At 66.1% G+C, this 24,515-nt stretch carries 26 protein-coding genes; 10 read left to right on the top strand and 16 right to left on the bottom strand.

All coding sequences use genetic code 11. From position 1 onward, the window contains the following. Nucleotides 1-45 precede the first annotated feature (45 nt). Both ACQ86L_RS21930 and ACQ86L_RS21925 read right to left on the bottom strand, forming a co-directional pair. The gene (locus tag ACQ86L_RS21930; protein ID WP_392341503.1) at nucleotides 46-576 is read right to left on the bottom strand and encodes a hypothetical protein; all 531 of its coding nucleotides are present in this window, start codon (nucleotides 574-576) and stop codon (nucleotides 46-48) included. A 69-nt stretch (nucleotides 577-645) separates the two neighbouring features. Beyond that, on the bottom strand, nucleotides 646-927 hold the full coding sequence (locus ACQ86L_RS21925; RefSeq protein ID WP_434319016.1) for a hypothetical protein: 282 nt from the start codon (nucleotides 925-927) through the stop codon (nucleotides 646-648). Between the two features lie 557 nt (nucleotides 928-1,484). Here ACQ86L_RS21925 and ACQ86L_RS21920 point away from each other — a divergent pair. Together ACQ86L_RS21920 and ACQ86L_RS21915 are read left to right on the top strand one after the other, a co-directional pair. Next, complete coding sequence (locus tag ACQ86L_RS21920; protein WP_218775167.1) at nucleotides 1,485-2,441, top strand: ParA family protein; 957 nt, start codon at nucleotides 1,485-1,487, stop codon at nucleotides 2,439-2,441. Continuing rightward, on the top strand, nucleotides 2,438-2,920 hold the full coding sequence (locus ACQ86L_RS21915; RefSeq protein ID WP_392341498.1) for a ParB family protein: 483 nt from the start codon (nucleotides 2,438-2,440) through the stop codon (nucleotides 2,918-2,920). Before ACQ86L_RS21920 ends, ACQ86L_RS21915 begins: the two co-directional genes overlap by 4 nt. 147 nt (nucleotides 2,921-3,067) lie before the next feature. Here ACQ86L_RS21915 and ACQ86L_RS21910 read toward each other — a convergent pair whose 3' ends face one another. From ACQ86L_RS21910 to ACQ86L_RS21860, 11 genes are all read right to left on the bottom strand, one after another. Further along, nucleotides 3,068-3,523, bottom strand: coding sequence for a hypothetical protein (locus tag ACQ86L_RS21910; RefSeq protein ID WP_085370145.1), 456 nt, complete (start codon nucleotides 3,521-3,523; stop codon nucleotides 3,068-3,070). 56 nt (nucleotides 3,524-3,579) lie between these two features. Next, a complete protein-coding gene (locus tag ACQ86L_RS21905; RefSeq protein WP_392341496.1) occupies nucleotides 3,580-4,467 on the bottom strand; it encodes an ArdC-like ssDNA-binding domain-containing protein in 888 nt (295 codons plus the stop codon). A 440-nt stretch (nucleotides 4,468-4,907) separates the two neighbouring features. After that, nucleotides 4,908-6,038, bottom strand: a complete 1,131-nt coding sequence (locus ACQ86L_RS21900) for a ParB/RepB/Spo0J family partition protein (protein WP_434319025.1) — start codon at nucleotides 6,036-6,038, stop codon at nucleotides 4,908-4,910. A 16-nt stretch (nucleotides 6,039-6,054) separates the two neighbouring features. Next, nucleotides 6,055-6,306: a ParB N-terminal domain-containing protein gene (locus ACQ86L_RS21895; protein ID WP_392341613.1), complete on the bottom strand. Its 252-nt coding sequence runs from the start codon at nucleotides 6,304-6,306 to the stop codon at nucleotides 6,055-6,057. Between the two features lie 144 nt (nucleotides 6,307-6,450). Continuing rightward, nucleotides 6,451-8,781 (bottom strand): hypothetical protein, encoded by a 2,331-nt coding sequence (locus ACQ86L_RS21890; protein ID WP_392341612.1) that lies wholly within the window; start codon nucleotides 8,779-8,781, stop codon nucleotides 6,451-6,453. Nucleotides 8,782-9,278: 497 nt separating this feature from the next. Next, nucleotides 9,279-9,512, bottom strand: a complete 234-nt coding sequence (locus ACQ86L_RS21885; protein WP_143465936.1) for a hypothetical protein — start codon at nucleotides 9,510-9,512, stop codon at nucleotides 9,279-9,281. A 78-nt stretch (nucleotides 9,513-9,590) separates the two neighbouring features. Continuing rightward, entirely contained in the window at nucleotides 9,591-10,022 is a 432-nt protein-coding gene (locus ACQ86L_RS21880) for a hypothetical protein (protein WP_392341609.1), read from the bottom strand. Next, on the bottom strand, nucleotides 10,022-11,092 hold the full coding sequence (locus ACQ86L_RS21875) for a M23 family metallopeptidase (protein WP_392341607.1): 1,071 nt from the start codon (nucleotides 11,090-11,092) through the stop codon (nucleotides 10,022-10,024). Before ACQ86L_RS21875 ends, ACQ86L_RS21880 begins: the two co-directional genes overlap by 1 nt. A gap of 4 nt (nucleotides 11,093-11,096) precedes the next feature. Further along, complete coding sequence (locus ACQ86L_RS21870; protein ID WP_392341605.1) at nucleotides 11,097-11,606, bottom strand: hypothetical protein; 510 nt, start codon at nucleotides 11,604-11,606, stop codon at nucleotides 11,097-11,099. Then, nucleotides 11,603-12,643 (bottom strand): MinD/ParA family ATP-binding protein, encoded by a 1,041-nt coding sequence (locus ACQ86L_RS21865; protein WP_392341603.1) that lies wholly within the window; start codon nucleotides 12,641-12,643, stop codon nucleotides 11,603-11,605. The genes ACQ86L_RS21870 and ACQ86L_RS21865 overlap by 4 nt, the downstream gene beginning before the upstream one ends. Nucleotides 12,644-12,959: 316 nt before the next feature. Next, a complete protein-coding gene (locus ACQ86L_RS21860) occupies nucleotides 12,960-13,214 on the bottom strand; it encodes a helix-turn-helix domain-containing protein (protein ID WP_434319010.1) in 255 nt (84 codons plus the stop codon). 183 nt (nucleotides 13,215-13,397) lie between these two features. Here ACQ86L_RS21860 and ACQ86L_RS21855 point away from each other — a divergent pair, with 183 nt between their 5' ends. Genes ACQ86L_RS21855 through ACQ86L_RS21820 form a run of 8 tightly spaced genes read left to right on the top strand, consistent with a single transcriptional unit; the run spans nucleotide 13,398 to nucleotide 22,066 of the window. Next, the gene (locus ACQ86L_RS21855; RefSeq protein WP_434319024.1) at nucleotides 13,398-13,994 is read left to right on the top strand and encodes a DUF6668 family protein; all 597 of its coding nucleotides are present in this window, start codon (nucleotides 13,398-13,400) and stop codon (nucleotides 13,992-13,994) included. A 25-nt stretch (nucleotides 13,995-14,019) separates the two neighbouring features. Next, a complete protein-coding gene (locus tag ACQ86L_RS21850) occupies nucleotides 14,020-14,316 on the top strand; it encodes a hypothetical protein (protein ID WP_226657932.1) in 297 nt (98 codons plus the stop codon). 17 nt (nucleotides 14,317-14,333) lie between these two features. Then, nucleotides 14,334-15,071, top strand: coding sequence for a hypothetical protein (locus ACQ86L_RS21845; RefSeq protein WP_392341599.1), 738 nt, complete (start codon nucleotides 14,334-14,336; stop codon nucleotides 15,069-15,071). Continuing rightward, a complete protein-coding gene (locus tag ACQ86L_RS21840) occupies nucleotides 15,071-16,585 on the top strand; it encodes a hypothetical protein (RefSeq protein WP_392341598.1) in 1,515 nt (504 codons plus the stop codon). Before ACQ86L_RS21845 ends, ACQ86L_RS21840 begins: the two co-directional genes overlap by 1 nt. 8 nt (nucleotides 16,586-16,593) lie before the next feature. Further along, nucleotides 16,594-18,096, top strand: a complete 1,503-nt coding sequence (locus ACQ86L_RS21835; protein WP_392341597.1) for an SCO6880 family protein — start codon at nucleotides 16,594-16,596, stop codon at nucleotides 18,094-18,096. Beyond that, complete coding sequence (locus tag ACQ86L_RS21830) at nucleotides 18,096-19,820, top strand: ATP/GTP-binding protein (protein WP_392341595.1); 1,725 nt, start codon at nucleotides 18,096-18,098, stop codon at nucleotides 19,818-19,820. Before ACQ86L_RS21835 ends, ACQ86L_RS21830 begins: the two co-directional genes overlap by 1 nt. A gap of 57 nt (nucleotides 19,821-19,877) precedes the next feature. After that, nucleotides 19,878-21,638 (top strand): type IV secretory system conjugative DNA transfer family protein, encoded by a 1,761-nt coding sequence (locus ACQ86L_RS21825; protein ID WP_392341593.1) that lies wholly within the window; start codon nucleotides 19,878-19,880, stop codon nucleotides 21,636-21,638. Next, a complete protein-coding gene (locus ACQ86L_RS21820) occupies nucleotides 21,635-22,066 on the top strand; it encodes a DUF4913 domain-containing protein (RefSeq protein WP_392341592.1) in 432 nt (143 codons plus the stop codon). The genes ACQ86L_RS21825 and ACQ86L_RS21820 overlap by 4 nt, the downstream gene beginning before the upstream one ends. A gap of 42 nt (nucleotides 22,067-22,108) precedes the next feature. Here the strand turns inward: ACQ86L_RS21820 and ACQ86L_RS21815 are convergent, their stop codons facing one another. The 3 genes from ACQ86L_RS21815 to ACQ86L_RS21805 all read right to left on the bottom strand — a co-directional run bounded on the left by ACQ86L_RS21815 (nucleotide 22,109) and on the right by ACQ86L_RS21805 (nucleotide 24,497). Beyond that, nucleotides 22,109-22,726 carry a WD40/YVTN/BNR-like repeat-containing protein gene (locus ACQ86L_RS21815; protein WP_392341590.1) on the bottom strand — a complete coding sequence of 206 codons (618 nt, stop codon included), beginning with the start codon at nucleotides 22,724-22,726 and terminating at the stop codon, nucleotides 22,109-22,111. A gap of 250 nt (nucleotides 22,727-22,976) precedes the next feature. Beyond that, nucleotides 22,977-23,810 carry a M23 family metallopeptidase gene (locus ACQ86L_RS21810; protein WP_392341586.1) on the bottom strand — a complete coding sequence of 278 codons (834 nt, stop codon included), beginning with the start codon at nucleotides 23,808-23,810 and terminating at the stop codon, nucleotides 22,977-22,979. A 102-nt stretch (nucleotides 23,811-23,912) separates the two neighbouring features. Beyond that, nucleotides 23,913-24,497, bottom strand: coding sequence for a DUF305 domain-containing protein (locus ACQ86L_RS21805; protein ID WP_392341584.1), 585 nt, complete (start codon nucleotides 24,495-24,497; stop codon nucleotides 23,913-23,915). Nucleotides 24,498-24,515: the final 18 nt, after the last annotated feature.

Raw genomic sequence — 24,515 nt, 5'->3', positions numbered from 1 at the left:
GGTTCTTGTGGGACGTGGCGTCGGGAGAGTCGGCGTCGATTGCCCCTACTCGCGGTCCTGCAGCGGCGGCAGGTAGTCGCCGGTGCCGGGTTGCCGGATCGGCACGTCCCATGGGGCGAGCGACGCCGGCTGGTGTTCGTTCTTCGTGCGGTGCTCGAGCACGGCCATGTAGTGCAGGTGGCGGTCGACAATGTGGACGATTGTGCCGTCCATCGCGATCAGCATGCGCTCCAGGTCGTGCTCGGCGTCTTCAATCTGGCGCAGGAGCTCGTCTCGTTCCCGCAGTGCAGCGCGAACGCCGTGCACGTACAGCGCAAGGCCCTTCTGGGTGAGACGGTCCAGTCGCACTCGCCGGACCGGCCGTTCGAGATCCTTGCCACCGAACTCCGGTGGTGCGGGATGGAAGTCCATCACACCCTCCTGCTGTGGTTCGGGCCCGTCGTCGACGAAGGCGCGGTGGTAGTAGTACGCCGCTTCTTGGCGGAGCTCGTGCAGCTCGACGTACAGGTTCGCGAAGCTCTCGCGTGTGTCCTGGATACCTCCGGCGATGATTTCTGCCGGCGTGAACGCGGTCATGGGGATGCCCCGCTCAGGCACATCGAAGGGGGCGCACGCAACGCGTGCGTCCCTGCGTCTTGTCTGCCGTCACTGGCAGGAGTCGCATTGAAGGTCCTCCATCGGGTCGATCGGGACGATGTAGGGCTCGGGTGCAGCCTGGTAGTGCTGGTCCCCCGGCTCGTCACCGTGTGCGTGTGCGTCCAGCCACATATCGGCTGCTGCAGGCTCTCCCAACGCCCGGAGGATCCCGGCCAGCGCTTCGGCCTCTCGGCATCCCAGCATCGTGGCGACGTCGTGTGCGAGGGTCACGTCGGAAAAGACCCCACAGAACCGGGTGACGTCATCGGTGTCCGTGATGAGCGTGCTCATCGTTCTCTTCTCTCTCTCAACCAACCGTTTTTCTTTGCCTTCCGGCGAGAGAAATCGATAGTGAGCGGGAGCACCGAGAGTGCCGGGTCGTGGAATACCGGAGGGAGCGCAGCGAGTGAGGATATGCCGCGAAAGCCCGGAACGGCAGGCGCGGGCCGAGCTACGGTGATCGGCCGGAAAGGTCAAAGAAAACAGAGCATTCTCAGTGCCGCGCAGCGGCTCCGTCGGCGGGCGGCCTCCGTGCCGTCGCGCCCCGCTGTAGACCGCTCCCCCGTGCATACAGTCCCCCGAACGGTCACTATATGCAAAACGGATCCGCGACGCGGCCTACACCGCAGTGCCCGGGTGACGTCTTCGGCATGGGGCCGCCCCGCCAAGGCACGGATCGCATACAGTGCATAAATAGCACTATTGCCGCCATTAGCGCCAATGCTTCTAATAGTGGGAATCGCACCATTAGGGCCATCCGCTCTATTAGTGCTATTGGCGCCAATCGTTCTATTGGCTCCAGGCGTGTCATTGCCGCTAATGGAGCTATTTTGCCGGAGACTTGTCATGTGAACGGGAGAGTGAAGATGCCTGCAGGACCTCTAAGCGCCAACGAGCGCGCTGCGCTTAACCGCACCATCGCAGTAATCAACAGCAAAGGTGGCGTATTGAAAACGTCGATCTCTGCGAACGTCGCCGGCTATCTGGCTTCCAGCGGCTTCCGTGTGCTTCTTGTCGATCTTGACCCTCAGGGGAACTTGGCCGAAGACCTGGGATACACGGGCCAGGAAACCGACGATGAGGGGGAGTCGTTCGCTCGAGCGCTCATGCTTGGCGAGCAGGTTGGTCCCGTGACCGCCGTCAGGCAGAACCTTGATGTGCTTGTCGGGGGACCTCGCCTGGACGAGGCAGTCGCGGTTCTCGGGGTAAAAGCGAGCAAAGACCCCGATGGTGCAAAGCTCTCACTGGCTCGCCTCTTGGCTCCTATCGCGCCGAACTACGACATCATCTTGTTGGACTGTCCGCCAGGGGATGAGACGCTCCAGTCCGCTGCCGTTGCGGCCGCGCGGTACGCGCTGGTGCCGATCAAGTCGGATGCGTCTAGCCGGAAGGGTATGGCTGGTGTCGCCGCTCGCCTTGAGGGCGTTCTGACGTTGAACCCCAGCATTGATCTCCTTGGGGTTGTGCTTGTTGCCACGGGTAAGGGCGCCACAGCGATTCAGGCTGAGGCCCGCACCCATGTGAGCAACCTCTTCAACAGCGATCCTGACGTTCTTTTCAGCAGCACGATTCGTCATTCTGAGGCCGTCGCCCAGGCAACGCGCGAGCGCGGACTTCTGGTCTATGAACTCGATGAGAGTGTCAAGCGGGCACCGAAGTGGTACCAGGTGCTTCGCGGCGAAGCGACAGCGTCGCAGCTCGCACCGCGCACAGCAGGCTCAGTCGCTGACGACTACTTCAACTTGAGCCAAGAGATCGTTTCGCGGATCACCGCGGCCGAACAGGAGGAGGCGCAGTCCGCATGAGCGACGTTGACAGCCCACGCCGAATTGAGGGCCTTACTCCTCGACGTCAGTTGGATCTCAGCCTGCTCCAGCGGAAGAATCGCGAACAGCCCGCGGTGGACGAGCCCGCGGTCGAGGTGCCGAAGCAAACGACCAAAGGGCAGGAGGGGAGCTCGGATTCGGGAGTGAGCAGCTCGAAATCCCGTCCTCGTGCCACCCGTCATAGCGCTCAAGGCCGCACGTCAACATCCTTAGAGGCGGCTGCTCAGGCGAGCTCGAAGGATACGGCCCGGATCTCGTTCTATGTTCCTGATGACTTGAGTCGACGAGCTAAAGCCGCCTTCCGTGCGACCGCATTCCAGGCAGGCGATCGCACATGGTCAGCATTCCTCGTGCGAGCGCTGGAGTCTGAAGTGAATCGCCGTGAGTCGGAGTACAACGCGGGTGAGCGTTTCGAGGATTCAGGCAAAAACCTGCCTGCCGGCCGGCCGTTGGCGTAGCACCTTCAGGCAGCGACGAAGTTCAGCCGGCGGCTCGCTCGAAAAGACCGGCGAAGAGGATCCTGTCGGGTTAGCCTCCGCGCCGACTGCGGGTGCGGGTGCGGGTGCGGGTGCGGGTGCGGGGGAGTGTGAGGGGCGCCGGCTCCCTCACGACCGGCGGCGCACCATTCGGCTGGAGGTTGTGGTGGCTGTCACGTCGTCGTGGTCGCCTTCCCAGAAGTGATCCAGGGCGGCGCGGATCATGCTGGCCGCGACACTTTCGGTATCGATGCCCCGTCCCGCTCGCTCGGGGTAGCGCAGTGTGACGGTGAGGGAATGTGTCGGCGCGGCGTGGTCGATTCCGTCGCTCGGCTCGTCGTCGGCGTATTGGTAGGTCCACGCGAATCCGACTGCACCCTCGGGGCCCTCACCGTTGCGCTCGAATGCGGCGCGGTGCTCGTCGTCTCCCGGGTGCGGAGCGCGCGTGCAGTGCCATTCGAGGCCGCCGACGTCGTAGGTGGTGTTTCCGCATTGCTGGCCGGTGGGGCTGAGGCCCGCGTCGGGCGCGGCGGGGTCGAGCTGCTGTGAGTTGAGAGCGGCGGGCCGCTCGTACGTGATGATCATGGGGTTTCCTTCTGGTTGGTGGGGAGGGCCGCTCGAGAGCGGCCCTCCCCCAGGTGTCAGGCGGCGTCTTCGGTGTCGTCGCCCTCATCGGCGGGGTCGAGGATTCCGGCGATTTGGTGAGCGGCGCGGAGGACGCGGGCAGCGGTGGACTTGATCAGGTCGGTATCCGCGCCCGACCATCCGGCGATGTAACCGACGCTGTAGGCGCTGGTGTCGAATCCGATCAGGCCGGCGACGACGTAGGCGACGCTCTCGGCCTCGGTCTCCATCAGTCCGCGGTGCTCGACGTACTCGGCCAAGTCCTCGGTGTGGCCCAGGATGACGTGCGCGGTCTCGTGAATCAGGGTCTTAGCCATGTGCTCGGGGCTGAGGTCGGCGCGGACAACGACGACCATTTCCTCAGGGTCGGTGTAGCCGTTCCTGGGGCCCTGGATCGGTCGGAGCTCGACGGTCCAACCTTCCTCGACGAGGTAGGCGGAAAGGGCGTCGACGATGCCGAAATCATCCCCTCCGGTGAGCTGTGCCGTGAGGGTTCCCGCGTCCTGGGCGCCGTCCACCAGGTCGGTCTGTCCGATATCGAACACGGAGAGGATGGGGAAGCGGGCGACCCGCATTTCTACCTCGTCGCCGTTCTCGTCCTCCGCGGTGATCTTCTTCGTGCTGTAGCCGAAGATCCGGATAGCCTTCTCGCCCTTGCGCACCTGGCGGCCGAGCGACTGCCATTTCCGGAAGCCTGCGACCTGGGATGCCTCGGGCATCTGGGAGAGGATCAGCAGGAGGTTGTTCAGCGAGTAGGCATGGAACGCTTTCGCGAAGTCGAGGAACGCCCGCCACTGGTCGGAGTCGCGCAGCTGCTTCACCTGGTCGCTGATCGAGTTGTGTAGGGCTTCTGCCTGAGCCTTCTTCTCTTCACTGGTCTTGCCGGGTCGACGGGTCTTGGTCACGATTCTCTCCCTGCGTGGACAACTGTTTTTTGTGCCTTCCGGCGAGAGAAATCGATAGAGAGCGGGAGTGCCGGAGCCCCGGGTCGTGGAATACCGCAGGCGAGCGCAGCGAGCGAGGATATGCCGCGAAAGCCCGGGGCGCAGGCGCGGAGCGAACTACGATGACCAGCCGGAAAGGTCACAAAAGACGTCCAAATAGAGGAGTGCCGCGTAGCGGCTCCGCTGCGACCAGTCAGGGCGGCGGCTGCGTCGCCGCGCAATTTGTGCCCCTCGGGCGCTGCCCCACATCACTTTCAGTCCGATACCAGAGTGATATCACTTCAGGTGCAGGGCCGGCCTCCGTGCCGGGCCGGGAGGGAGCGGCCCCGGGCAGCAGCCGGGGGAGCGACCCGGGCCGTGTGAGCGGCGGGTGTGGGGGACACCCGCCGCTCGTTCACTCACTAGCCGTCGAGGTCAGGGTCGTCCTCGCTGTCAGCGAGGGGCGCGTTATTCGTCCCTGCGTGGTCGATGACGATCTGCTCGACTTCTGAGAGAGCGTATCCCCAGGCGGCGAGCTGGGAAAGGTACGCGGCTTTGGTCGCTTCGGGGTATCGCCATGTGTTCTTGCTGGTTGCGGATTCGATGCCGCCGAGCACCACAGCGAGGCTGACATGCTGCGCCTTGGTGGGGGACTGCTCGACGTGAGCGGCGAGCTTGTCGTCGTAGTAGCCTCCGCGCTCGATGCCGAGCAGCAGGTGGGCCAGCTCGTTTCCCGATGCGGCAGCGGCCCCCACGTCGCGGCGGTGGGTTGTGAGGCCCTGGGCGATCACCTTCGCGGCGTCCTTCGGCAGCGACTTGCGGGTCAGGAGCTCCGTGAGCCATTCGCGGCGCACAGTTTCCGCGGATGCCCACGCCTTGTTGTTGGCGATCAGCGTGCGCCGTTCGGCTTTCTGCTCGTCGGACATTGGGCCGCTGGTGGATCCCTGGCTGCTGGCCCTATTGAAGCCTGCGGCCTTCGGGTCGCTGAGGAAGTAGCTGACGTTCGGTTCGCCGTCGAAGTAGACGCGGACGAAGACAGCACGGCCTTCGGCGTTCTCGATGTGATCCGGGGTGACCCGCTCGCCTTCGGCGGTGGTCAGCTCGCGGATGTTGATGTAGTCGGTGTCGTAGTACCCGCGGTCGTGGTCGAGGATTTCGTAGCCGCGGCCGCGCAGTTCGTCCTCGGCCTGCGCCTTGACCTGTGCCCGGGCGCGGTCGTCGCGAGCACGCTGGGCCGCGTGGGCGAACTGGCCGGAGTCGTCGATTGCGATCTTGATCAGCTCGGCGCGAGTGGCCTCGTCGTCCTCAAACTCGATCAGGGTTGCGGCCTGGTCGAGGGTGAGCTGGTGTTCCTGGATCGCGGATGCGGCGACGGCGTTCTCTGCGACGGCCAGCCCGTTCTTGACCACGGCCTGCTTGGTGCCGGTGCGCTTGGCGATCGCCGTCACGCTGAGTCCGTCGAATGCGAGCTGCTGGAACGCTGCAGCCCGGTCGCCGTCGGTGAGGGCTTCGCGCTGGTCGTTCTCGACCATCTGCTGCACGATGCGCTCCACGGTGGCCTCGTCCGCCTCAACGATGTAGGCGGGGATGCTGCTCCAGTCCGGCCTCACGCGCAGCCACGGTGCGGCGCTGGCCTGCCCGGACCAGGATGTTGCCCTGGGCGTCGCGCCTGGCGAGAACCGGCGTCAGGACGCCGTTCTCGCGGATGCTGGCCACGAACTCCTTGGTCAGCGGGGCGCTGGGCCGCACGTTGGCTTCGATGATGATCGCGTTGGGGTCGATGTGCTCGACGGTTCCCTGGCTTGCGGTAGTTGTGTTCACGGTCTCTCTCCCGATCAACTGATTTTTTTGCCTGTCTGGCGAGAGAAATCGATAGAGAGCGGGAGCGCCGCAGTACCGGGTCGTGGAATACCGGAGCGCAGCGAGGATATGCCGCGAAAGCCCGGAACGTAGGCGCGGAGCGAACTACGATGAACGGCCAGACAGACGAAAAAAGCGCAGCAAGAACAGTGCCGCGCAGCGGCTCGAATTGAGCTCGTCACGCTCCCGCCGCCGGGCATGCCGGACAAATGGATCTAGCGCGCAGACTTCTTCTGCGCGGCGATACCGGCACCGATCAGCCCACCGGCAGACACCAACAGCAATAAGGCTCCAGCGATCATGCCGACCTCGACGGGCGTCGGCAATTTCATGGCGACCGCCAAGCTGCAGAGGACGACAGCGAGAACAGCAACACACGCCCCGAGAGCACCGAAAACCTTTGTATCCACGCGTCCACCATAGCGACGCCGGCTCGGGCAATTCGCGATCGGCGCTAGGCGGCGTCTCCGAGGTATTGCCAGCGGCTTTCGGGGCTGAGGGCGCCGACTGTGACGAGTTCTCGGGCGCTTCGGTGGTCAGCTCGACGGTCAGCGGATCGCGGGTAGCGAGGCCAGATCCTTCGCCTGGCGCGTCGGCCTCGAACAGTGGCCGGCTCGACGCATTTCGGCGTTTTGGACGCATCCTGGGGGAGGCATTCATGGTGGTCAGCTCGGCTTGCCACCATGCCCATACTTCGCGTTCGGCTCGATATCGTTCGGCGCGATCGAGAAGCGTTCCGTCGAGACCAAGCATGCGAGCTGCCTGGTCTCGGAGATCTCGCTTGGCTCTCGCCCATCCTTCACGGTGTTTGACGATGAGGCGATGACGGCGGAGACGGCTGAGGATCCTCGTGGTGTGGCGGATGCCAGTACCGAGGATGCGCGATGCGGCCTCAATGGTGAGTGCCGGATGTTGACGCAGAGCGGCGTAGAGCTTTCCGGCGAGATGACCGAGGCCGGCGCGGGTGAAGAGGTCGTGTCGGCTGTCTGCTAGTTCGTCCTCGAGCTGGGCTACTTGCACAGCGCGAGCGTTGAAGAGATCAGCCGGGGGGCGGGGGTTATCTAGAGGTTGTGACCGGACTGTGCCGGAGGTTGTGGAAAGTGTGAGGGTCAAGCGCCATTCGGCGGCGTTGCCGCCGTCGGTGGTGGTGACATTCTGCACGTATCCGTCGCGTGCGAGCCGCTGGAGGGCGTCTGCGGCCGTGGTGCGGCCGAGCCCGACCATCAGGGCGAGGTCACGGATGGAGGCCGCTACAACCCGTTTTCCGGTCTGCAGGGTGAGGTAGGCCAGGGCGGTCAGGATGGAGCGCTCGGAGAGCGCGGCTTCCGTCCGTCCCCAGCGGCCGGGGGCGACGCGGAATCGCGTCAGGAGGTCGTCGACGTCTCGCACGATGGCGTCGAGCTCTGTCAGGTCGCGGGCCTCGCGCGCGGCCGGGAGCGGCCGTTGTACAGCCGCGTACTGCTGCGCCTTGGCCCACTGCCGTTCGAGCCGTTCGCGCGCCTCGGCGAGCGAACGGCGTCGGCGCGTGCCGCGGCCGGTGTTCTTGGTGCGATAGTGCTCCATCCCGGGGGCGGTCTTGGCGGCGTGCTCGACGTCGGCCAGGGACCACCCGGCGTTAGCGGCCGCCAGGAGGCACATGAACCCGGTCCAGGACGGGTTGCTGCCGCCGTCGATCGTGGCCATGTGGGCGGCACCGGCGGCGGTGAGCTGCCGGTGCGCGCGGTGTGAGCGGTCGACGGGGCCGGATGGTGCGCTCTCAGCGGCTCTCAGAGCGGGTTTCCGCTCGTCGAGGACCGCTGCGAGGGCGAGAAGTTCGTCAGGAACGATCCTGCTGGCCGTAAGCGCGTCGAGGCTGCCTCGGATGATGGTCGACGAGGAGCCGTCGCGGTGGGGTGAAAGCGGCGGCCGGGCGGCGCCCTCGCGCACGTTCAGGAGCATGCCGTGGTCGAGGGTGCGATAGTTCGCGCGGGCGGCGCGGGCGAGTGACGCCACGACGTCGGCCGGAGCTCCGCCCGGCACGGCGATCCAGATGTGGCGGCCGCCGGTGCCGGAGGACTGACACAGCACATAGGCGATGGAGAGTTCGTCGAGGATAACGGCGAGGGCGTCGGCTTCGTCCACGGCGCGCTCCATGAGCTCGGCGTCGACGCCGTGCTTGTCCTTGCCGTCGAAGTCGAAGCAGAGCAGCCGGAACAGGCCAGCATCGTCGGCCAGGCGGATGCACCACGGCGTTGCGGGTGCGCTCGGTCCGACGCGGTAGAAGCTGGGATAGCTGTTCTCGTCGAGGCGGCCGTAGGCGTCTCGCTTCATCACGCGCACGCGATCGCGCGGGCTGATTCGGCGGGTCAGCTCCCAAGCTGCATCAACATCGCCAGCAGACTGGCGCACGTTGAAGCCGGCCAAATCGTCGTATTTGGGACTATTTGTGCCTATCATGGTCTCACCTCCAGGTCCTGGATCTGGGCGTAACAAATCCCCCGGTCCTTCCGGGTCTTCTGAACATCACCTTGCGTCTGGTCCCTGGCCAAAGTTCTCAGACGCAAAGGCATCGGCTTTGGCCCGCCATCTCGATGGCGGGCCACCTTGTTTAACTCGGTTGCTATGGGGCGGCTCCTGAGGAGATAGGCGCGCTGGTTGCGCGGCCGTGAACCTCTGCGGGATGACAGAGGGAGTCTGGGGGCGACCGTGGAGGAGAGCGCGGAAAGGGGCGCGAGCGACAGGTGCCGACACGCCGAAGTGACACCACAATGTGTCGCCGTCGAGGCATGAGGGGTTACCATGTCGTCACTCCTAGTTCTTCCCGGTTCTAGGTAAAACAAAGCCCCGGGCTTGTCCCGGATCTTTCAAACAGCCCCTCATCGTCCCGGTCGCCAAACTAGTCAGATGAGCGGCATCAAGCTTCGGCCCGTCACCTAGGTGGCGGGCCATTTGATTTAAGCGGCTGGGATAGGCAGCTCCAGTCGCGTTCGATCGGCTTGAACAGGCGCCAGCTCCGGCATGCCCGCTTCGCGGGCAAGGATCGACGCGATGTAATCTCCGACGTACTGATAGCCGGCCGCGGCGGCCTGCTCTTCGATCTTTTCGCCGACGGGGACTGCAACTCGGGACATAAGAGCCTTGCGCTGTCCCTTGCTTGGACGACCGCCGGTAGCAGTGCGCTTGTTCATGTGCCGATTCAATCCAGTTTCTGTAACTGAAACAGTGAGGCGCGCCGGTACGGCGCGATCCGAAGTTGACATGTCGGGTCATTGGTAGTTGCGCTCCCGCAGCGATGCAGGGCCTGCTTCGACGTCGTGTGGAGACTTGACGCCGCAGAGGGTGCAGTAGTTGTTGCGGAGGGACTGCGGCTTGCTGCAGTGCCGGCAGGGGGAGTCTCCGATGATGCGCTGTGCGCTCTCGGGAGCGTCGTCGACGGTGCCGTCCGGGTTGAGGATCTGCACGAAGGCGTCGGGGTGGATGCCGAGTTGGTAGGTGCCGTCGACGTCGGCGACGGTCAGCCTCACGGGGCGGCCCACCTGCCGGCCGATCGCCGCGCAGCGGGCGATGATGCCGGCCCGCATGCGGGCGGTGTCGGCTGCGATCAGGGCGCGGGAGGTTCCGCTGATCGTGAGTTCACCGGATGCGTCGGCGCGCACGATCGCGCTCAGACGGGGTTGGGCGGGGATGAAGGTCGGCATCAGTAGTTCCTGTGGCAGGTGTCGTTGCAGAGGGACATGCCGAAGAGCTCGTAGAACTTCTCGGGGTCGACCCAGCCGGGCACGGCCGGGTCGAGGGAGAGCGTGGCAACTTGCGGGTTGATGTTGCCTACAACGTTGATGCGGAGGTCGAGGTGGCAGCCGGTGGCCGGTGCTTCATCGCCCACGAGGGAGATCTTCTCGCCGGTTTGCACGGTGTCTCCGACCTTCACGAGTCGGTCGGACTGGTGGCTGTGCAGGTACGAGATTGTGTAGCCGTCCGGGCTCTTGATCGAAAGGTAGAGGCGGTCGGAGAGAACGACGGTGCCGGGCTGGATTGCGTAGATGGGTTTGCCGCACGGGTTCGGCCAGTTCTGCAGGTCATCGGCTGGGTGGTAGCTGCTTGCCCCTTCGGTGGGCGAGTTGCGCGGGCCGAACTTGTCGGTCATGTTGAACGGCATATCCAGCGGCATTCCGAGGGCGCCGCTGCCGCATCCGGTGGCCGGGGCGGCGGTGACGCCGCTGAGTGCGGCGGTGACCTGTCCGGCGGCGTCCCAGTATTTGGCGTAGTAGTACGGGTCGGCGTTGACCTGCACCTTGTGCGCGGCGATGGTGGGCTCGAGCGTCTCCCAGTTGGGGACGTTCTTCAAGCGCTCGAAGAAGAGCGTCGCGGATTTGAAGGGGTCCATCCGGTCTGCGAGGCTGCCCCAGCTGTCGCGCTGCTGAAATAGACCGCGCGAGTCGGGTCCGGCCTGGTCGCCGTAGTTGAGCACCCGGAGGCCGGATTCGCCCATCGCGGTCATGACGCCGATCTGCTGGGCTTGGGCGCTGAGCCCGAGGGCTTCGGCGGCATTCATGATGTAGGCGGCGTTCACGAGCTGATCGTGGCCGTAGCCGGCGACTGCGGCGGACGGAACCGTGTTCTCGTCGACCTCGACGCCGGCACCGGTGGGCCCGCACGCGGCAGCGGCGGCGTTGCTGCCGCCGAGGAGCAGGATGAAGCCGAACAGGAGTCCGACGAAGAGAACGGGGACGAGCAGTAACGCGAGCACCCCCTTGCCGCCTTGCTGCATGTGCCTACCTCCCCGGTGGCGTGATTCTGTCGACGAGCCAGGGGTCGGTCGGTGCCTTCCGGGTGAGCGAGACCGCGTAGGTACCGATATCGGTGGGGACGGTCACGACCAGCGCGTAGTCGGTGGCCCCGTCGACGACCGACCCGCTGCCCGTGACGCTGTGGACCGGGACGTTCGATGGATCGGTGCCCGCGTACGCGGCTGCGCCCTGCTGGGTCAGCATCGGGTACAGGGCGTTAATCCATGTCGTCGCGTCCAGCTGCGGCCGCGCGAAGGCCGTCATGAACTTCTCCGCAAGCTTCACGGCCGCCGCCTGGCTGCTGGAGTCGGCTGCAGCGGGAGTCGGGGCGTTCAGCCCGTCATCGAGCCCATCGGTGGGCGTCGAGCGCGGGGTCTTGGTCGTGCCATCGGGAAAGGTCGCGACCGGCGTTGAGACCGGTGACAGTTGCGGTGCACACCCGCTCAGGACGAGAGCCGCGAGCGCGACGCCGGCAACGCCGGCGGCGCGCCTCACAGGCCCTCCGCTACTGCGGCCGCCGCGGCGAGCCACGCACGGCGCGTGATCGGGTTGAGGGCGTCGTAGCGGATCTTGCCGCTGTGCAGGGCCTCATCGAACGGGATGGTGACCACTCGGCGCGCGATCTCCGCGAACCCGTTCGCGATCTGCTGGGCGTCGCCCTTGTCAGCGCTCTTCTCCGACTGGGAGACGATGACAACGGCGTTGTCAGCCAGGGCTGCGGAGCGTTCGTCCCGCTGTGCCAGGCCGTCGAGCAGAAGCGCGCCGGCTTCCGCGTGCTCTCCGAGCGCCGTAGTGGCGATGACGAGCTGGTCGCTTCGGTCGATCATCTGCTGCCACCGCTCGGCGGATTCGTCGTTGCCGGAGTCGATGAAGATCAGCCGGAAGTATTTGCTGGCGACCTGGTGGAGCGCGTCGAACTCGACGCGGCTGATCCGCTGGTCAGCGGAGAGCGCCTGCGGGTTGGAGCGCAGTACGTCGTACTTGTCGCCGGTCTGGTGGTGCACGAAATGTGCCAGGTCCGATGACTGTGCGGCGGGGGAGAGCAGCCGCTCGGTCTGCGGGAGGAGGTTGTGCACGGTGGCCTCGTGCGGGCCTTGCTCGGTGCGCCAGCCCAGCGTGCCGCGCGTCTCGTTGTTGTCCCAGGCGAGCACGCCCGAGCCGCCGTAGCGGGCGAACACCGCGGACAGGAGCGCCGTTGTCGGGGTCTTATTCGCGCCACCCTTGCCGTTCACGATCGCGATCGTGCGTGGGCCGGGCCAATGCTGGCTCACGGCGTGGACGTCGCGGCGTTCGGCCAGTTCAGTCTCGGAGGGTGCGATCTGGACGCCGACGCGGGCTAGAACGCCACGCCATCCCTGCGTGGCGGGCTGCTCGGGTGCCTCCTTCTCGAGGAAGGATGCGCGGGCCGCGCGCCGCTCGCTGATCGTCGCCTGCGGCGGCACGGTGGCCTGCTCCGCTGCAGCTTGCGGCGCAGCGACCGCGGCAGGGGGCGGAGGAATGCGCTCGACGTCGTAGGCCGGCGGCACCTCCACCCGCTGCGCGGTGTCTTCGTGCGGCCGCCGCTGGCTCAGCAGGGATGAATTCTCCGACCGCCTCCACACTGCCGTCCGGGGACACGATCAGCTGCCCTTGGCCCATCGCGTCCTGCGTGATGAGCATCACCGGCCGGCCGTACATGCGGGCTCGGCCGGTGACTTGGGTGAGGATCTGTTCGCGGACGTGGGTGTCGTTGTTGCCGGCGACTTCGTGGTGAGTCCCCTCGATCACCAGCAGCCCGGTCGCGTCGGGGTTCACGATCGCCCGAATGGTGGGATGGGAGGATTCCTGCTGAGCCATGTGGCCGCCTTCCTAGTCGTCGCTGTGGCCGGTGTAGCGCCGTAGCGCCCACTTCTTGAAGTCCGCGGTGAGGATTGTGTATCCGCGTCCCAAGTTCAGGGCTGGGAGCTTTTCTTCGGGGTCGGCTGAGCCGATTGCTGCACGGATGATGTGCTCGCTCACGTTGAACACTTTCGCGGCTTCGCTCACGCTGAGAGTCGTCGGGAGACCCTCGAAGAGATCGTCGAGCGCCCCCATGTCAACCGAAAACCATTCCATGCTGTGCAATTATGCCACTGTTTAAGTGAAATGGCACTGTTTGCCATTGTCTGGGTCTATTTGCATTCATTCGGGGTAAGCTTCCTTCCGGGGGTCGAAGTAACCATGTTGACAGTATGTCGATAGTCGTCCCCCGTTCGGGTGATACTTGGCGGTAGACAAGATAGTCGACTCCGAGAAGGGGGATCTTCGGTGACGGACTCTCAACATCCGTGGCTTGCCGGATCGGCGGTGCCTCAAGAGGCACCGCCGCCCCGAGCTCGCCGCGAACTCCCACGCCCGGCCGCTCCTCAGCCGGGCGTTCCCGCGCCTGATCACGCTGACCGGCTTCCACGGCGAGACGTCAACCGTCCCGCACCGCTGTGGTGGCTCGGCGTCCATGGCGGCGCGGGGGAGTCCACCCTGGCCAACCTGGTCGCGGGATCTCGCACCGCCGGCCATGCCTGGCCGATCGGCTACGACGACGCGACGACGAACATCGTCCTTGTAGCCCGGTCGAATGCATCGGGCCTCGCGGCCGCGCAGCGCGCCGCGATCGAGTGGGCATCCGGTGTGCTGCCCTCGGTAAACCTCCTCGGCCTCGTGATCATCGCTGACGCGCCCGGCAAACTGCCCAAGCCCCTGAGGGAGCTCGCACACCTGGTCTCCGGGGGAGTACCGCACGCCTGGCACATCCCGTGGATAGAGGCATGGCGGCTCGGAGAGACGCCCAACCCCGAGCACGCACCCAAAGACGTTCGGACGCTCATCTCCGCGGTGAGCGCACTGACCAACACGACCAGCGCCTAACCGGGCCTGACCGAAAGGAAGCACAATGCACACGCTCCACACCGTTCTCGACACCGTGAACTCCTTCGTCCCGCTGGACGTCCCCGACCCCGGGAACGGCTCAGCCCCTCCCGGATCCGAGAAGTTCATCGCCGTCATGGGCTGGGTGAAGTGGCTCGCCCTCGGCGTCGTAATCATCGGCCTGATGATCATCGGCGCGAAGCTCGCGATCGAGAGCCGTCGTGGTGAGGGTGGAGCACACCTCGGCGCGCTCGGCATGGCAATGGCCGGCGTGATCGTCATCGCCGGCGCTGCCAGCCTCGTCGGCTTCCTCGTCAGCTGATCGAAGGGAACAGACGCATGTCCGACAACCAGCCATCCGAGTCGAACCCGTTCACCAGCCGGCGATTCATCCTCGCAGCGGTGATTGTCGGGGTCGTGTTGCTGTGCGCGGTCGTCCTCGTCGTAAGTTCAGTGATCGGCGGGCAGGCGAAGCCGAGCGCGAACTCATCAGGCGCTCCCACCAGCACCCCCACGCAGACGAGCGTGAGCGCAGCCGATCGGAGCACCTGCGGGCTCCCCGGCTTCGAGAAGTCGGGGACCCTCACTCAAGCACCGAACAGCAAGTGGCAGCTGGTGGGCACCGTTGCAGCCCCCACCGACCCGAAGGGGTCGGGCCCGGGCAACGTAGAGTCCTCAGGCTTCCGCAGCTGCTACGCGCACACGCCAACCGGCGCCCTCTACGCCGCCGCGAACATGCTCGCGGTCGTTTCCGACCGCAGCCTCGTACACGAGGTGGCCGACAAGCTGACGATGCCCGGTCCGGGCCGTGACGCTCTTCTCAAGCAATCCGCGAGCACGAGTGCCACGACCGTCCGCTACCAGATCGCCGGCTTCAAGCTCGACTCATATTCGGGTGACCAGGCGACCGTCGATATCGCCGTCAACCTTTCAACTGGCGAACTGGTCAGTTTCCCCTTCGCCCTGCAGTGGGACGACGGGGATTGGAAGGTCAAGACCACCGATGACGGCGGCTTCACTCTGCCACCCGCGCAGCTGCAGAGCCTCGGCGGCTACATCCCCTGGTCGGGCGCCTAATGGCCTGCTCGATCATCGACCCGGGTGGATGCGTCTCCGGCATCATCTCCAAGGCAACGAACGACAGCCTGCAGCAGTTGGTGAACAACGTCGTGGAGGGCGTTGGCAAGGCATTTTCTGCCCTCGGTTCGGTGTGGGTACTGATTCCTACGCCGAACCTCACCGGTGGCGGCTCGACCGCCACTAACTACTCGGCCGAGGGCGCTCAGGGCGCATCGGGCTTTCTTACGATCCTGCAGTGGTCCGTGTGGATCTCCCTCGCTATCTGCGTACTCTCGCTGATCGCTGGAGGGGCGCTCCTGGCGGTCAACCGTCGCCGGGGCGACGGTGAGCGGCATCTCGGTCGCCTCGGCGTGATCATCGCCGCGGTGATCCTCATCTCAGGAGCCTCTGCCATCGTCGCGGCGCTCCTGCCCGGCATGGGATCTTCGAACGCATCGGACGCAGTCGGCTACATCCAAGACTCGCTCTGGTGGTACACCGGCGGCCTGGCCGTGCTGTCGGTGATCATCGCCGGCGCCCGAATGGCCTGGACGCAGCGAGCACAGGCAGGCAAGGACCTGCTGCAGTCGCTCTTCACTCTGGTCGTTGTGTCAGCTGCCGGTCTGACCGGTATCGGCCTCGCCGTCGCGGCGGCCGACGGCTTCTCTAAATGGATTCTTGACGGCGCGACTGGCAAGGACTTCGGCCAGAACATCACCGCAATGATCGGCATCAGCTCAACCAGCGCCATCGGCCTGATCGCCTTGCTCATCGTCGGCATCATTGCGACGTTCTTCACCTACATTCAGGTGATCCTGATGGTGATTCGCGGTGGCATGCTCGTGCTGCTCGCCGGTATCTTCCCCATCTCCGCAGCGTTTACGAACACGGAGACCGGGCGAGCCTGGTTCAAGAAGTGCACCGGCTGGCTGATCGCGTTCATTCTCTACAAGCCGGCCGCTGCGATCGTCTACGCGGCCGCATTCAAGCTGACCGGCGCCGACCTGTTCAAGGATGACGGGAGCGGTCTGATCAAAATCCTCACCGGCCTCGCGCTCATGGCGATGGCGCTCGTGGCGCTGCCAGCACTAATGCGTTTCGTAGCGCCAATGGTGTCCCAGGTTGGTGGCGGCGGCGGAGCAGGCTTGGCCCTTGCCGCCGGCGCTGGCGCTGGCGCCGCGGAACTGGCGACCGGCGCGATTCGCAAAGCCAACACGGGCGGCGGTTCAGGCGGCGGTTCTCCCAGCAATCCGAAAGCCACCGGCGATCCAAAAGCGACCGGCGCGACCAACAGTCCGGCTACCAAGCCTGCGCCCGCGCCGACGGGTGGAAACACCGGGACGGCGGCGACTGCCGGGAAAGCGGCGGGAGCTGGCGGCGGAGCCGCAGCGGGTGGAGCTGCGGCAGCTGGCCCCGCCGGTGTCGGCGTGATGGCAGCCCAGAAGGGCCTTGAAGCAGGAGCGAAGGCAGCCGGCGCAGTGCGCGCCGCTGCGGCAGATGCAGCCGGTGACGGCGCATCGGGAAGTAACTAGGAGTCAGCATGGCGAACACGCAAGCTCAGGTACGAACGTACGGCAACTGGCGTCGACCGACGACACCCGGCCTCCTGGGGCTGGGGATGGTGGGAACGATCGTTCTCCTGGCGGGCCTGGTCGCGACGGTCATCACCGTGATGTTCGGCGGCCTCATCAACGGTGTGATCGTGTTCGCAATCATGGCCGGCTTCCTGCTCACCGTCGCGGTGAAGGACAAGCACGGTCAGAGCGCGCTCACACGCACTACGAATCGCCTGAACTGGACGCGCGCCCGCTCGTCCGGCTCCAACCTGTACCGTTCGGGCCCTCTCGGGCGGACCGACTGGGGCACCGCCCAGCTGCCGGGCATGGCGGCGCAGTCCCGACTCAGCGAATACACCGACTCCTACGGGCGACCGTTCGCGATGATCTATGTGCCCTCGGCCGGTGACTACACCGTCGTGATCGGCACGGAACCGGATGGTGCCGCACTGGTCGATCAGGAACAGATCGACAGCTGGGTTGCCGACTGGGGGCACTGGCTGGCGAACCTGGGCGACGAGGCCGGCATCGTCGCCGCAGCTGTCACCATCGAGACCGCCCCCGACACCGGGCGGCGACTGCGTGGTGAGGTCAATCTGAACATCGACCCGGAGGCACCCGCGTTCGCTCAGGCGATGCTCCGCGAGGTCGTCGCCAGCTACCCGTCCGGATCTGCCACGGTCCGGGCGTACGTGTCGATCACGTTCGCTGCGGCCACCCGCACGAATGGTCGACGTCGCGACGCCGACGAGATGGGCCGTGAGCTCGCGGCACGCCTGCCCGGTCTGACTCAGGCGCTCTCAGCGACCGGTGCTGGCGCGGCCCGCCCTCTGGGCGCGCAGCAATTGTGCGAGGTCATCCGGATCGCCTACGACCCGGAGATTGCCGAGCTAATCGACGATGCGCACCAGTCGGGCGAACCGTTCGAACTGCGCTGGTCCGACGTCGGCCCTTCCGGAGCTCAGGCCAACTGGGACAGCTACCGGCACGACTCTGCCCTGTCGGTGACCTGGCAGATGACGGAGGCTCCGCGCGGCATCGTCCAGGCCAACATCCTCACCCGATTCCTGGCCCCGCACCGGGATATCGCGCGCAAGCGGGTGACCTGGCTGTACCGGCCGATCGACGTCGCGCGCGCCGCGGCGATCGTCCAGTCAGACCTTCGCGCGGCCAGCTTCAACATGACCTCCAGCGACCGGCCCACCGCCCGCGACGTGGTGGGAACCCGCGCCGCGATGGCCACAGCCGAAGAGGAAGCGAACGGCGCTGGCTTGGTCAACTTCGGCATGGTCGTCACCGCCACGGTGACCGACCCAACCCGGGCCGCTGACGCGAAGGCGGCGATTGAGAACCTGTCGGCAACGGCTCGCCTTCGTCTGCGGGTTGTGACAGGCGGTCAGGACTCCGCGTTTGCAGCGGCCCTCCCGCTGGGGATCGTTGTTCCCAAGCACTTGAAACTGCCGGCCGAGCTGAGAGGGGCACTCTGATGGCCAGCTGGTTCAAGAAGCTTTCCCGCTCGAGCAACCGCATTGAGCAGGCCGCTGCGCGAGCTGCGGTGCCGTCTCCGGCGACGCCGCGGCGCGTGCCGGCACGCGGCTACCCGGGACGCGGTCGCGGCGAGATGATGGTGCTCTCCGCCGCTCCCGAGTGGCGCGGCACCACCGTTCAGGTGTGCGGGCTCTGGCCGTTCGGTGTCGGTACCGGTGCGCCGATGATCGGTGTGCCGCTTGGCCGGCACCTGGTCAATCGAGGCACGGTCTGCTGCGACCCGATTTCGTGGTTTCAGCGCGCGAACCTCATCTCCAACCCGTCCGCTTTCGTGCTCGGCAAGCCGGGCTTGGGGAAGTCGACCATCGTTCGCCGGATGGCGACCGGCCTCGCCGGATACGGCGTCCAGCCGCTTGTACTGGGCGACTTGAAGCCGGACTACGTAGATCTGATCGAAGCCCTCGGCGGCCAGGTAATCCGCCTCGGCCGCGGCCGAGGCTTCTTGAACATCCTCGATCCGGGCGAGGCGAAGGAGGCGGCACAGCTGCTCCGCGACGCCGCCCAGGCCGAACGGGAGGCAGCCGCGGCGGAAGAAGCCGAGCTCGCGCATCTGCGCTCGCTCGAGGTGCCGGAGGATCCCGACCGTGCGCAGCTGATCCGCGAGCGGATCGCCGCCCTTGTCGGCTCAGTCACGACCCGCGCCGAGCGGGCTAAGCGCGACGACGAACTGGCCGCGGAAGTGCTGCAGGATGCGCACGGCCGCCGCCTCACGATGGTGTCAGCGCTGCTGACGATCATGCGCAAGTCGCCTCCGACCGATCGGGAGGAGACGATCGTCGACCGGGCCTTGAAGCTGCTCGACGAGCAGCATGAGGGCGTGCCGGTACTGAAGGATCTCCTGGATTTGATCCGTCAGGCGCCGCCGGAGCTGCGCGCCGTCGCGTTGGATCGCGGCGACCGCGCCCGGTACGACGCGATCACCGAGAATCTGGAAGCATCCCTCATCGGCCTCACCACCGGCGGCCGGTTGGGCGAGCTGTTCTCCAAGCAGACTTCCACGCCGATGCGTCGCGACCGGCCCGTCGTCTACGACGTCTCGACCATCGACGACTCGGAGACGGACCTACAGGCCGCCGTGCTGTTGGCGTGCTGGTCGGCTGGGTTCGGCACGGTCAACGTGTCGAACGCTCTTGCGGATGCTGGCTTGGAGCCTCGCCGCCACTACTTCGTGATCCTCGACGAGCTGTGGCGGGCGCTCCGCGCAGGCCGCGGGATGGTCGACCGGGTGGACGCGCTCACTCGGCTGAACCGGCAGCGCGGCGTCGGCATGGCGATGATCTCCCACACGATGAGCGACCTCATGTCGCTCCCCACCGAAGAGGACCGGATGAAGGCGGCCGGCTTCGTCGAGCGCTCTGGCATGGTCATCTGCGGCGGCCTCCCGTCCAAGGAGATGCCGCTGTTGAACAGCGCCATCAGCATGTCCCGCGCCGAGCAAGAAATGCTCCAGGGCTGGCAGGACCCGCCCGCGTGGGACCCGATCACCGGCCAGGAGGCAGATCCCCCCGGCCGCGGCAAGTTCCTGATCAAGGTCGGCGGTCGACCGGGGATCCCGCTCACCGTGGAGCTCACGGACGCCGAGCTGCACATCAATGACACGAACAAGCTGTGGCATGCCGTCTCCCGGACCGGAACGGTCGGCCGCGCCGAGGTTCCGGCATGAGCCCCACGAACCGCATCAAGGAGCCTCGCCTCCGGCGGCGACGGTGCCCTGGTCTGGGTGTTCGTCGGCGGTGTTGTCGTCCTGGTTGGCGGCCTGTGGGTCGCCGTCACGCTCGGCTCCAAGCTCGACGGTTTGAACCCTGGCCTGCCTCGTAACCCGTTCGCGGTGTTCTTCGGCACGTTGAAGGGCACCTACGTGTGGCCGCCCTCTGCTACCTGGATACTGATCGTCGCTGCGGCGATCGTCATTGCCCTCGCAATCCTGATCATGGTCGCGCTAGCCAAGCGACGTCGGCGCCGGTCCCGCGTCGACCATGCTGCCGGTCACATGGGCCGCGGCCGCGACCTGGCCGCCCTCTCGACCAAAGGCGCAAAGAGCACCGCGCAGCGGCTCGGTGTCGATGGATGGCTCGGTGTGCCGATCGGCATCACCGTCGCCGGCCGGCGTTGGCTCTACGGCTCCCCGGAGGACATGCACGTCGACGTGTGGGGCCCGCGGACCGGTAAGACGACCTCGCGGGCGATCCCGGCGATTCTCAGCGCCCCGGGCGCTGTCATCGTCACCTCGAACAAGCGTGACGTGCTCGACGCGACCCGCGAAGTGCGGGCGCAGAAGGGCACGGTGTGGGCGTTCGATCCGCAGGGGATCGCCTTGGAAGCGCCGTCATGGTGGTGGAATCCGCTCTCCTACGTCACCGACGAGGAGCAGGCGGCGAAGCTCGCCAATCATTTCGCTTCCGGCTCCCGCGCGGGCGATGCCCGCGCGGATGCGTACTTCGACCCTGCTGGGCAGGATCTCCTTGCCGGGCTTCTACTGGCGGCCGCGCTGGACAAGCTGCCGATCACTCAGGTGTTCACCTGGACGACCCGGCCCAGTGACGAGAAGGCGATCGATATCCTCCGCGACCACGGCTACGACCAGGTGGCCGATGCGGTCGCCGGTTACGTGTTCGCCGCACCCGATCAGCGCTCCGGCGTGTTCGGCACCGCGCAGCAGATGGCCTCCTGCCTGAAGAGCCGGAAGATCGCCGCGTGGGTCACACCCGCTGGCGGCAACTTCGCCGGCGACCGGCGACCGCACTTCGACCCGCAGGTTTTCGTGCGCAGCTCGGACACCCTCTATAGCCTCTCCAAGGAGGGCAAGGGCACCGCGGGCCCTCTCGTCACGGCGCTCACCGCGGCGACGATCGAGGCCGCGGAGCAGCTGGCGACCACGCAAGCGGGCGGCCGCCTGGCGACCCCGATGCTCGGGGTGCTTGATGAGGCGGCGAACGTCTGCCGGTGGGAGGCCCTGCCGGATCTGTACTCGCACTACGGGTCACGCGGCATCGTTCTGATGACGATCCTGCAGTCCTGGTCGCAGGGGGTGGAAGTGTGGGGCCGCAACGGAATGCGCAAGCTGTGGTCCGCCTCGAACGTGAAGGTCTACGGCGGCGGTGTGGCCGAGACCGAGTTCCTTTCCGAAATGTCGCAGCTGATCGGTGACCACGACAAGCGCACCGCCTCCGTGAGCGTCGGCCGCGGCGGACGCTCGACGTCGAACTCGATTCGTCGTGAGCGCACGATGGATGTTGCCGACCTGGCCGCGCTTCCGCGCGGCCGCGCCGTTGTGTTCGCCTCGGGCGCTCCGGCGACTCTCGTCGAGACGGTGCCGTGGATGCGCGGCGATCAGGCCGACGCCGTTCGGGCGTCGATCGCCGCCCACGACCCCGCCAACGCGCTCTCTGTGGCTCCTAACGCCACGCTGAGCCCGTCTGATCGCTCGGGCGGCGCACAGGCCTGGCTCGACGCGGCCGCGTCACGGGAGGATCTGCGGTGAGCTACGAGGACGACATGCGCGACGACGAGTTCGACGAGCAAGGCACCGCAATCGAGGATGCTGGCGGTACGCCTGAGCCGGACCTGTTCTATGGCTCGGTCGACGAGTTCGTGCGCGAGTACCTGATCAAGGTCTACCGGCGTCCTGTGGGTGCCCAGGGCGGGATGAAGTGGGCCGCGCGCTGGTGGGAGTACCCCGAAGCCCTCAGTCGACTCGACGCGCTGTGGCGTGCGTGGGAGCATCTACGCCTCGACCCGGCTACCGGGATGAGCGTCTGGTGGCGCGATCACGCCGACCACCACATGCCGGCACTGCTCAGCCCGAACGGCCCATTCGCTGCGTCGGACGATCAGAACAAGCGCGGCGAGCCGCTGCCCTACGAGGCTCCACCGGCTGGCCTGTTCCCGGACCTGCGCCGCCCCGACTGACGGTTCGTCAGGGGCGATGGGGTCGCTACATACTGCAGCTCGCTATGGCCGCCAGAGTGCTTTCCATTGGTTGCCGCGGTCTGCGGTGCTGAAGATGCCGCGGTCTGTGGCGACGATGACTTCGTTGGCTGAGACGGTGAATGCTTGCGGGGTGCCGGGGAAGACTTCACCGCGCTGCCATCGGTCGGTCTTTTGCCAGAGGTAGCCGTCCGGGCCGATGCCGTAGATGGTTCCGTCAGTGGAAAAGCCGATTTGGTTGAGGATCGGGGCGGTGGTGTCGATGGTGAAACTGTTGCCGCTGTCGGTGCTGATGGCGATGCCGGCGCGGGCGGTCGCGTAGAGGGTGTCCGCTTTTCCGGGTTGTGCGGCGAGGTCCATGGCGTCGATTGTCGCGCCGCTGGTCCAGGTGTTGCCGCTGTCTTCGCTTCGAAGTACCTGTCCGGTGGCGGCGTCGAGCCCGTAGATCGTGGTGGTTGCATCGACGCGGGCGGTGGTGAGTGCGTGGAAGTCGACCTTGCCGCCGAGGGAGGTGTTGGTCCAGTCGTCGTTTCCTCCGGTGCTTCGCATCACACCGATGTTGGGAGCTTGGAAGGCTTCGGGGGAGGCGGGGCTTGGGTGGCCGGAGGCGAACATGGTGTCGCCGCTGCTCGTGAAGGACATCGCGTCAAAGTGTGCGTCGCCGAGGGGTCCGGTGGGTGTGCCGCCGCCGGCCAGCGGGGGAGGCGGTAGATGCCGTCGTGGGTGGCGATGAGGATCTGGTTTTGCTGGTCGATGGTGAGGTCGTGAATGTGGGCGAGTGCTGCGGCGGCGTTGACGGTGGGTTGGGGTTGTTGCGGTGCTGCAGTACAGCCGGCGAGGAGGAGCTCGCCGAGGGCGAGGAGCGCGGGCAGGTAGCGGTGGTGGCGGGTTTTCACGAGCCGACTTTCTGTTTCATATAGGGGAACGGGTCGATGGGGGTGCCGTTGAGGGAGATCCCGAAGTGAAGGTGGGCGCCCGTGCTCATGCCGGTGCTTCCGACCTGGCCGACGATGTCGGTCACTTTCACCTGGTCGCCGACTTGGACGCGGAGGGAGCCTTGGAGCATGTGGGCGTAGAGACTGCTGACCTTTTGGCCGTCGATGACGTGGTCGATGATCGCGTACACGCCGAGTTCACCGCTGGGGTTGCCAATTTCAGAGACGACGCCGTCGGCGATGATTTGGATTGGTGTTCCAGCGCCGGGGTTCATGTCGATGCCTTGGTGCATGGAGGAGCATCCTGAGCAGGGGGCGCTGCGGTAGCCGAATCCATCGCTGATCGGCACGCCGCGGGTGAAGGGCCACTGCACGGGCGATGCGGGGTTGTTGGTGAAGGTGTCCGCGATCGATGAATATCCCCGGGATGCGGCAGGCACGACGGGTTTGGGTGGCGGCGGATTCGTCACGGAAAATTGCTCGCGGGCGATCGCTGCGATGCCGGCCTCCGCCGCGACCTCGACTGTCTGGACGCCTTCCAGCGTGCGGATGACAGGGATCGCGTCTGGTTCGGTGGAGTCGGCGAATGCGGGCAGGGCAAACGGTGCCACCAGTAGGGCGGCGGCGCTGCCGGCGAGCAGCGATCGCCAGCGCAGTCGCCTGGCGCGGACGGGAGACCCGTGCGGTTGTTGCTGCTTACGACGTGTCGAGGCGGTCGTTGTCTGGCGCAGCCGGTTCTCTCGCAGGTCGCGTCGGCGCGGGTCTCGTGGTGTGCCGGGGGTGTCGGTCATGGCTCATTTCCGTGCGCCGTCGGGGGCGTAGGGGATAGGGCGGGTGCCGCCGCTGCAGGGGGGACTGTGGGGTCGCGACGACACCCGCGGGGGTGGGACGGACTAGAGGCTGGCGAGCAGGCTCTGCATGGTGGCGATCTCGGCGGTCTGATCGGTGACGATCTTCTTCGCCAGGGCCACGGCGTCCGTGTTCTTTCCCGTCTTCACTTCCTCGTTGGCCATCTCGATGGCACCTTGGTGGTGCTGAATCATCTGGGTGAGGAACAGTTTTCCTGCGTCGGCGCCGGAGGCGTCTTTGAGCGCCTTCATGTCGGAGTCCGACATCATCCCGCCCATGTCGTGAGACATCCCGGCGGAGGCGCTCCAGGTGTTCAGCCAGCCGTTCATGGTGTCGATTTCCGGCTGCTGTGCTGCTTTGATCTTCTGCGCAAGCTCGGTGACCTTCGCGTTCACGCCAGTCTTTGACAGCACCATATCGGCCATCTCGATGGCCTGCTGGTGGTGCATCACCATGTTCTGGGCAAACGAAGTGTCGGCCTTGTTATGCGCGCCCGTTGCCGTAGCGGAACTGGACGAGCCGCCCATGTCCATGCCGGAGTGGCCGCTGCCAGTGGTGCCGGAGCAGCCGGCGAGGATCAATGCGGTCGCGAGAGCGCCCGAGGCGAGCACCATCATCTTCAACTTCATAGCGAATTGCTTCTCTCT

The sequence above is a fragment of the Leifsonia sp. P73 genome (assembly GCF_051059105.1).
Lineage (GTDB): Bacteria > Actinomycetota > Actinomycetes > Actinomycetales > Microbacteriaceae > Leifsonia.
Note: the sequence above shows the minus strand (reverse complement) of the source record. Positions and strands in the feature narration are given on the sequence as shown.

What these genes read in the sequence shown, in the direction of transcription:
- ACQ86L_RS21930 (WP_392341503.1), bottom strand. Translation starts at nt 576, where the DNA reads ATGACCGCGTTCACGCCGGCAGAAATCATCGCCGGAGGTATCCAGGAC.
- ACQ86L_RS21925 (WP_434319016.1), bottom strand. Translation starts at nt 927, where the DNA reads ATGAGCACGCTCATCACGGACACCGATGACGTCACCCGGTTCTGTGGG.
- ACQ86L_RS21915 (WP_392341498.1), top strand. Translation starts at nt 2,438, where the DNA reads ATGAGCGACGTTGACAGCCCACGCCGAATTGAGGGCCTTACTCCTCGA.
- ACQ86L_RS21910 (WP_085370145.1), bottom strand. Translation starts at nt 3,523, where the DNA reads ATGATCATCACGTACGAGCGGCCCGCCGCTCTCAACTCACAGCAGCTC.
- ACQ86L_RS21890 (WP_392341612.1), bottom strand. Translation starts at nt 8,781, where the DNA reads ATGATAGGCACAAATAGTCCCAAATACGACGATTTGGCCGGCTTCAAC.
- ACQ86L_RS21885 (WP_143465936.1), bottom strand. Translation starts at nt 9,512, where the DNA reads ATGAACAAGCGCACTGCTACCGGCGGTCGTCCAAGCAAGGGACAGCGC.
- ACQ86L_RS21880 (WP_392341609.1), bottom strand. Translation starts at nt 10,022, where the DNA reads ATGCCGACCTTCATCCCCGCCCAACCCCGTCTGAGCGCGATCGTGCGC.
- ACQ86L_RS21875 (WP_392341607.1), bottom strand. Translation starts at nt 11,092, where the DNA reads ATGCAGCAAGGCGGCAAGGGGGTGCTCGCGTTACTGCTCGTCCCCGTT.
- ACQ86L_RS21850 (WP_226657932.1), top strand. Translation starts at nt 14,020, where the DNA reads ATGCACACGCTCCACACCGTTCTCGACACCGTGAACTCCTTCGTCCCG.
- ACQ86L_RS21845 (WP_392341599.1), top strand. Translation starts at nt 14,334, where the DNA reads ATGTCCGACAACCAGCCATCCGAGTCGAACCCGTTCACCAGCCGGCGA.
- ACQ86L_RS21840 (WP_392341598.1), top strand. Translation starts at nt 15,071, where the DNA reads ATGGCCTGCTCGATCATCGACCCGGGTGGATGCGTCTCCGGCATCATC.
- ACQ86L_RS21835 (WP_392341597.1), top strand. Translation starts at nt 16,594, where the DNA reads ATGGCGAACACGCAAGCTCAGGTACGAACGTACGGCAACTGGCGTCGA.
- ACQ86L_RS21830 (WP_392341595.1), top strand. Translation starts at nt 18,096, where the DNA reads ATGGCCAGCTGGTTCAAGAAGCTTTCCCGCTCGAGCAACCGCATTGAG.
- ACQ86L_RS21815 (WP_392341590.1), bottom strand. Translation starts at nt 22,726, where the DNA reads ATGTCCTTCACGAGCAGCGGCGACACCATGTTCGCCTCCGGCCACCCA.
- ACQ86L_RS21810 (WP_392341586.1), bottom strand. Translation starts at nt 23,810, where the DNA reads ATGACCGACACCCCCGGCACACCACGAGACCCGCGCCGACGCGACCTG.
- ACQ86L_RS21805 (WP_392341584.1), bottom strand. Translation starts at nt 24,497, where the DNA reads ATGAAGTTGAAGATGATGGTGCTCGCCTCGGGCGCTCTCGCGACCGCA.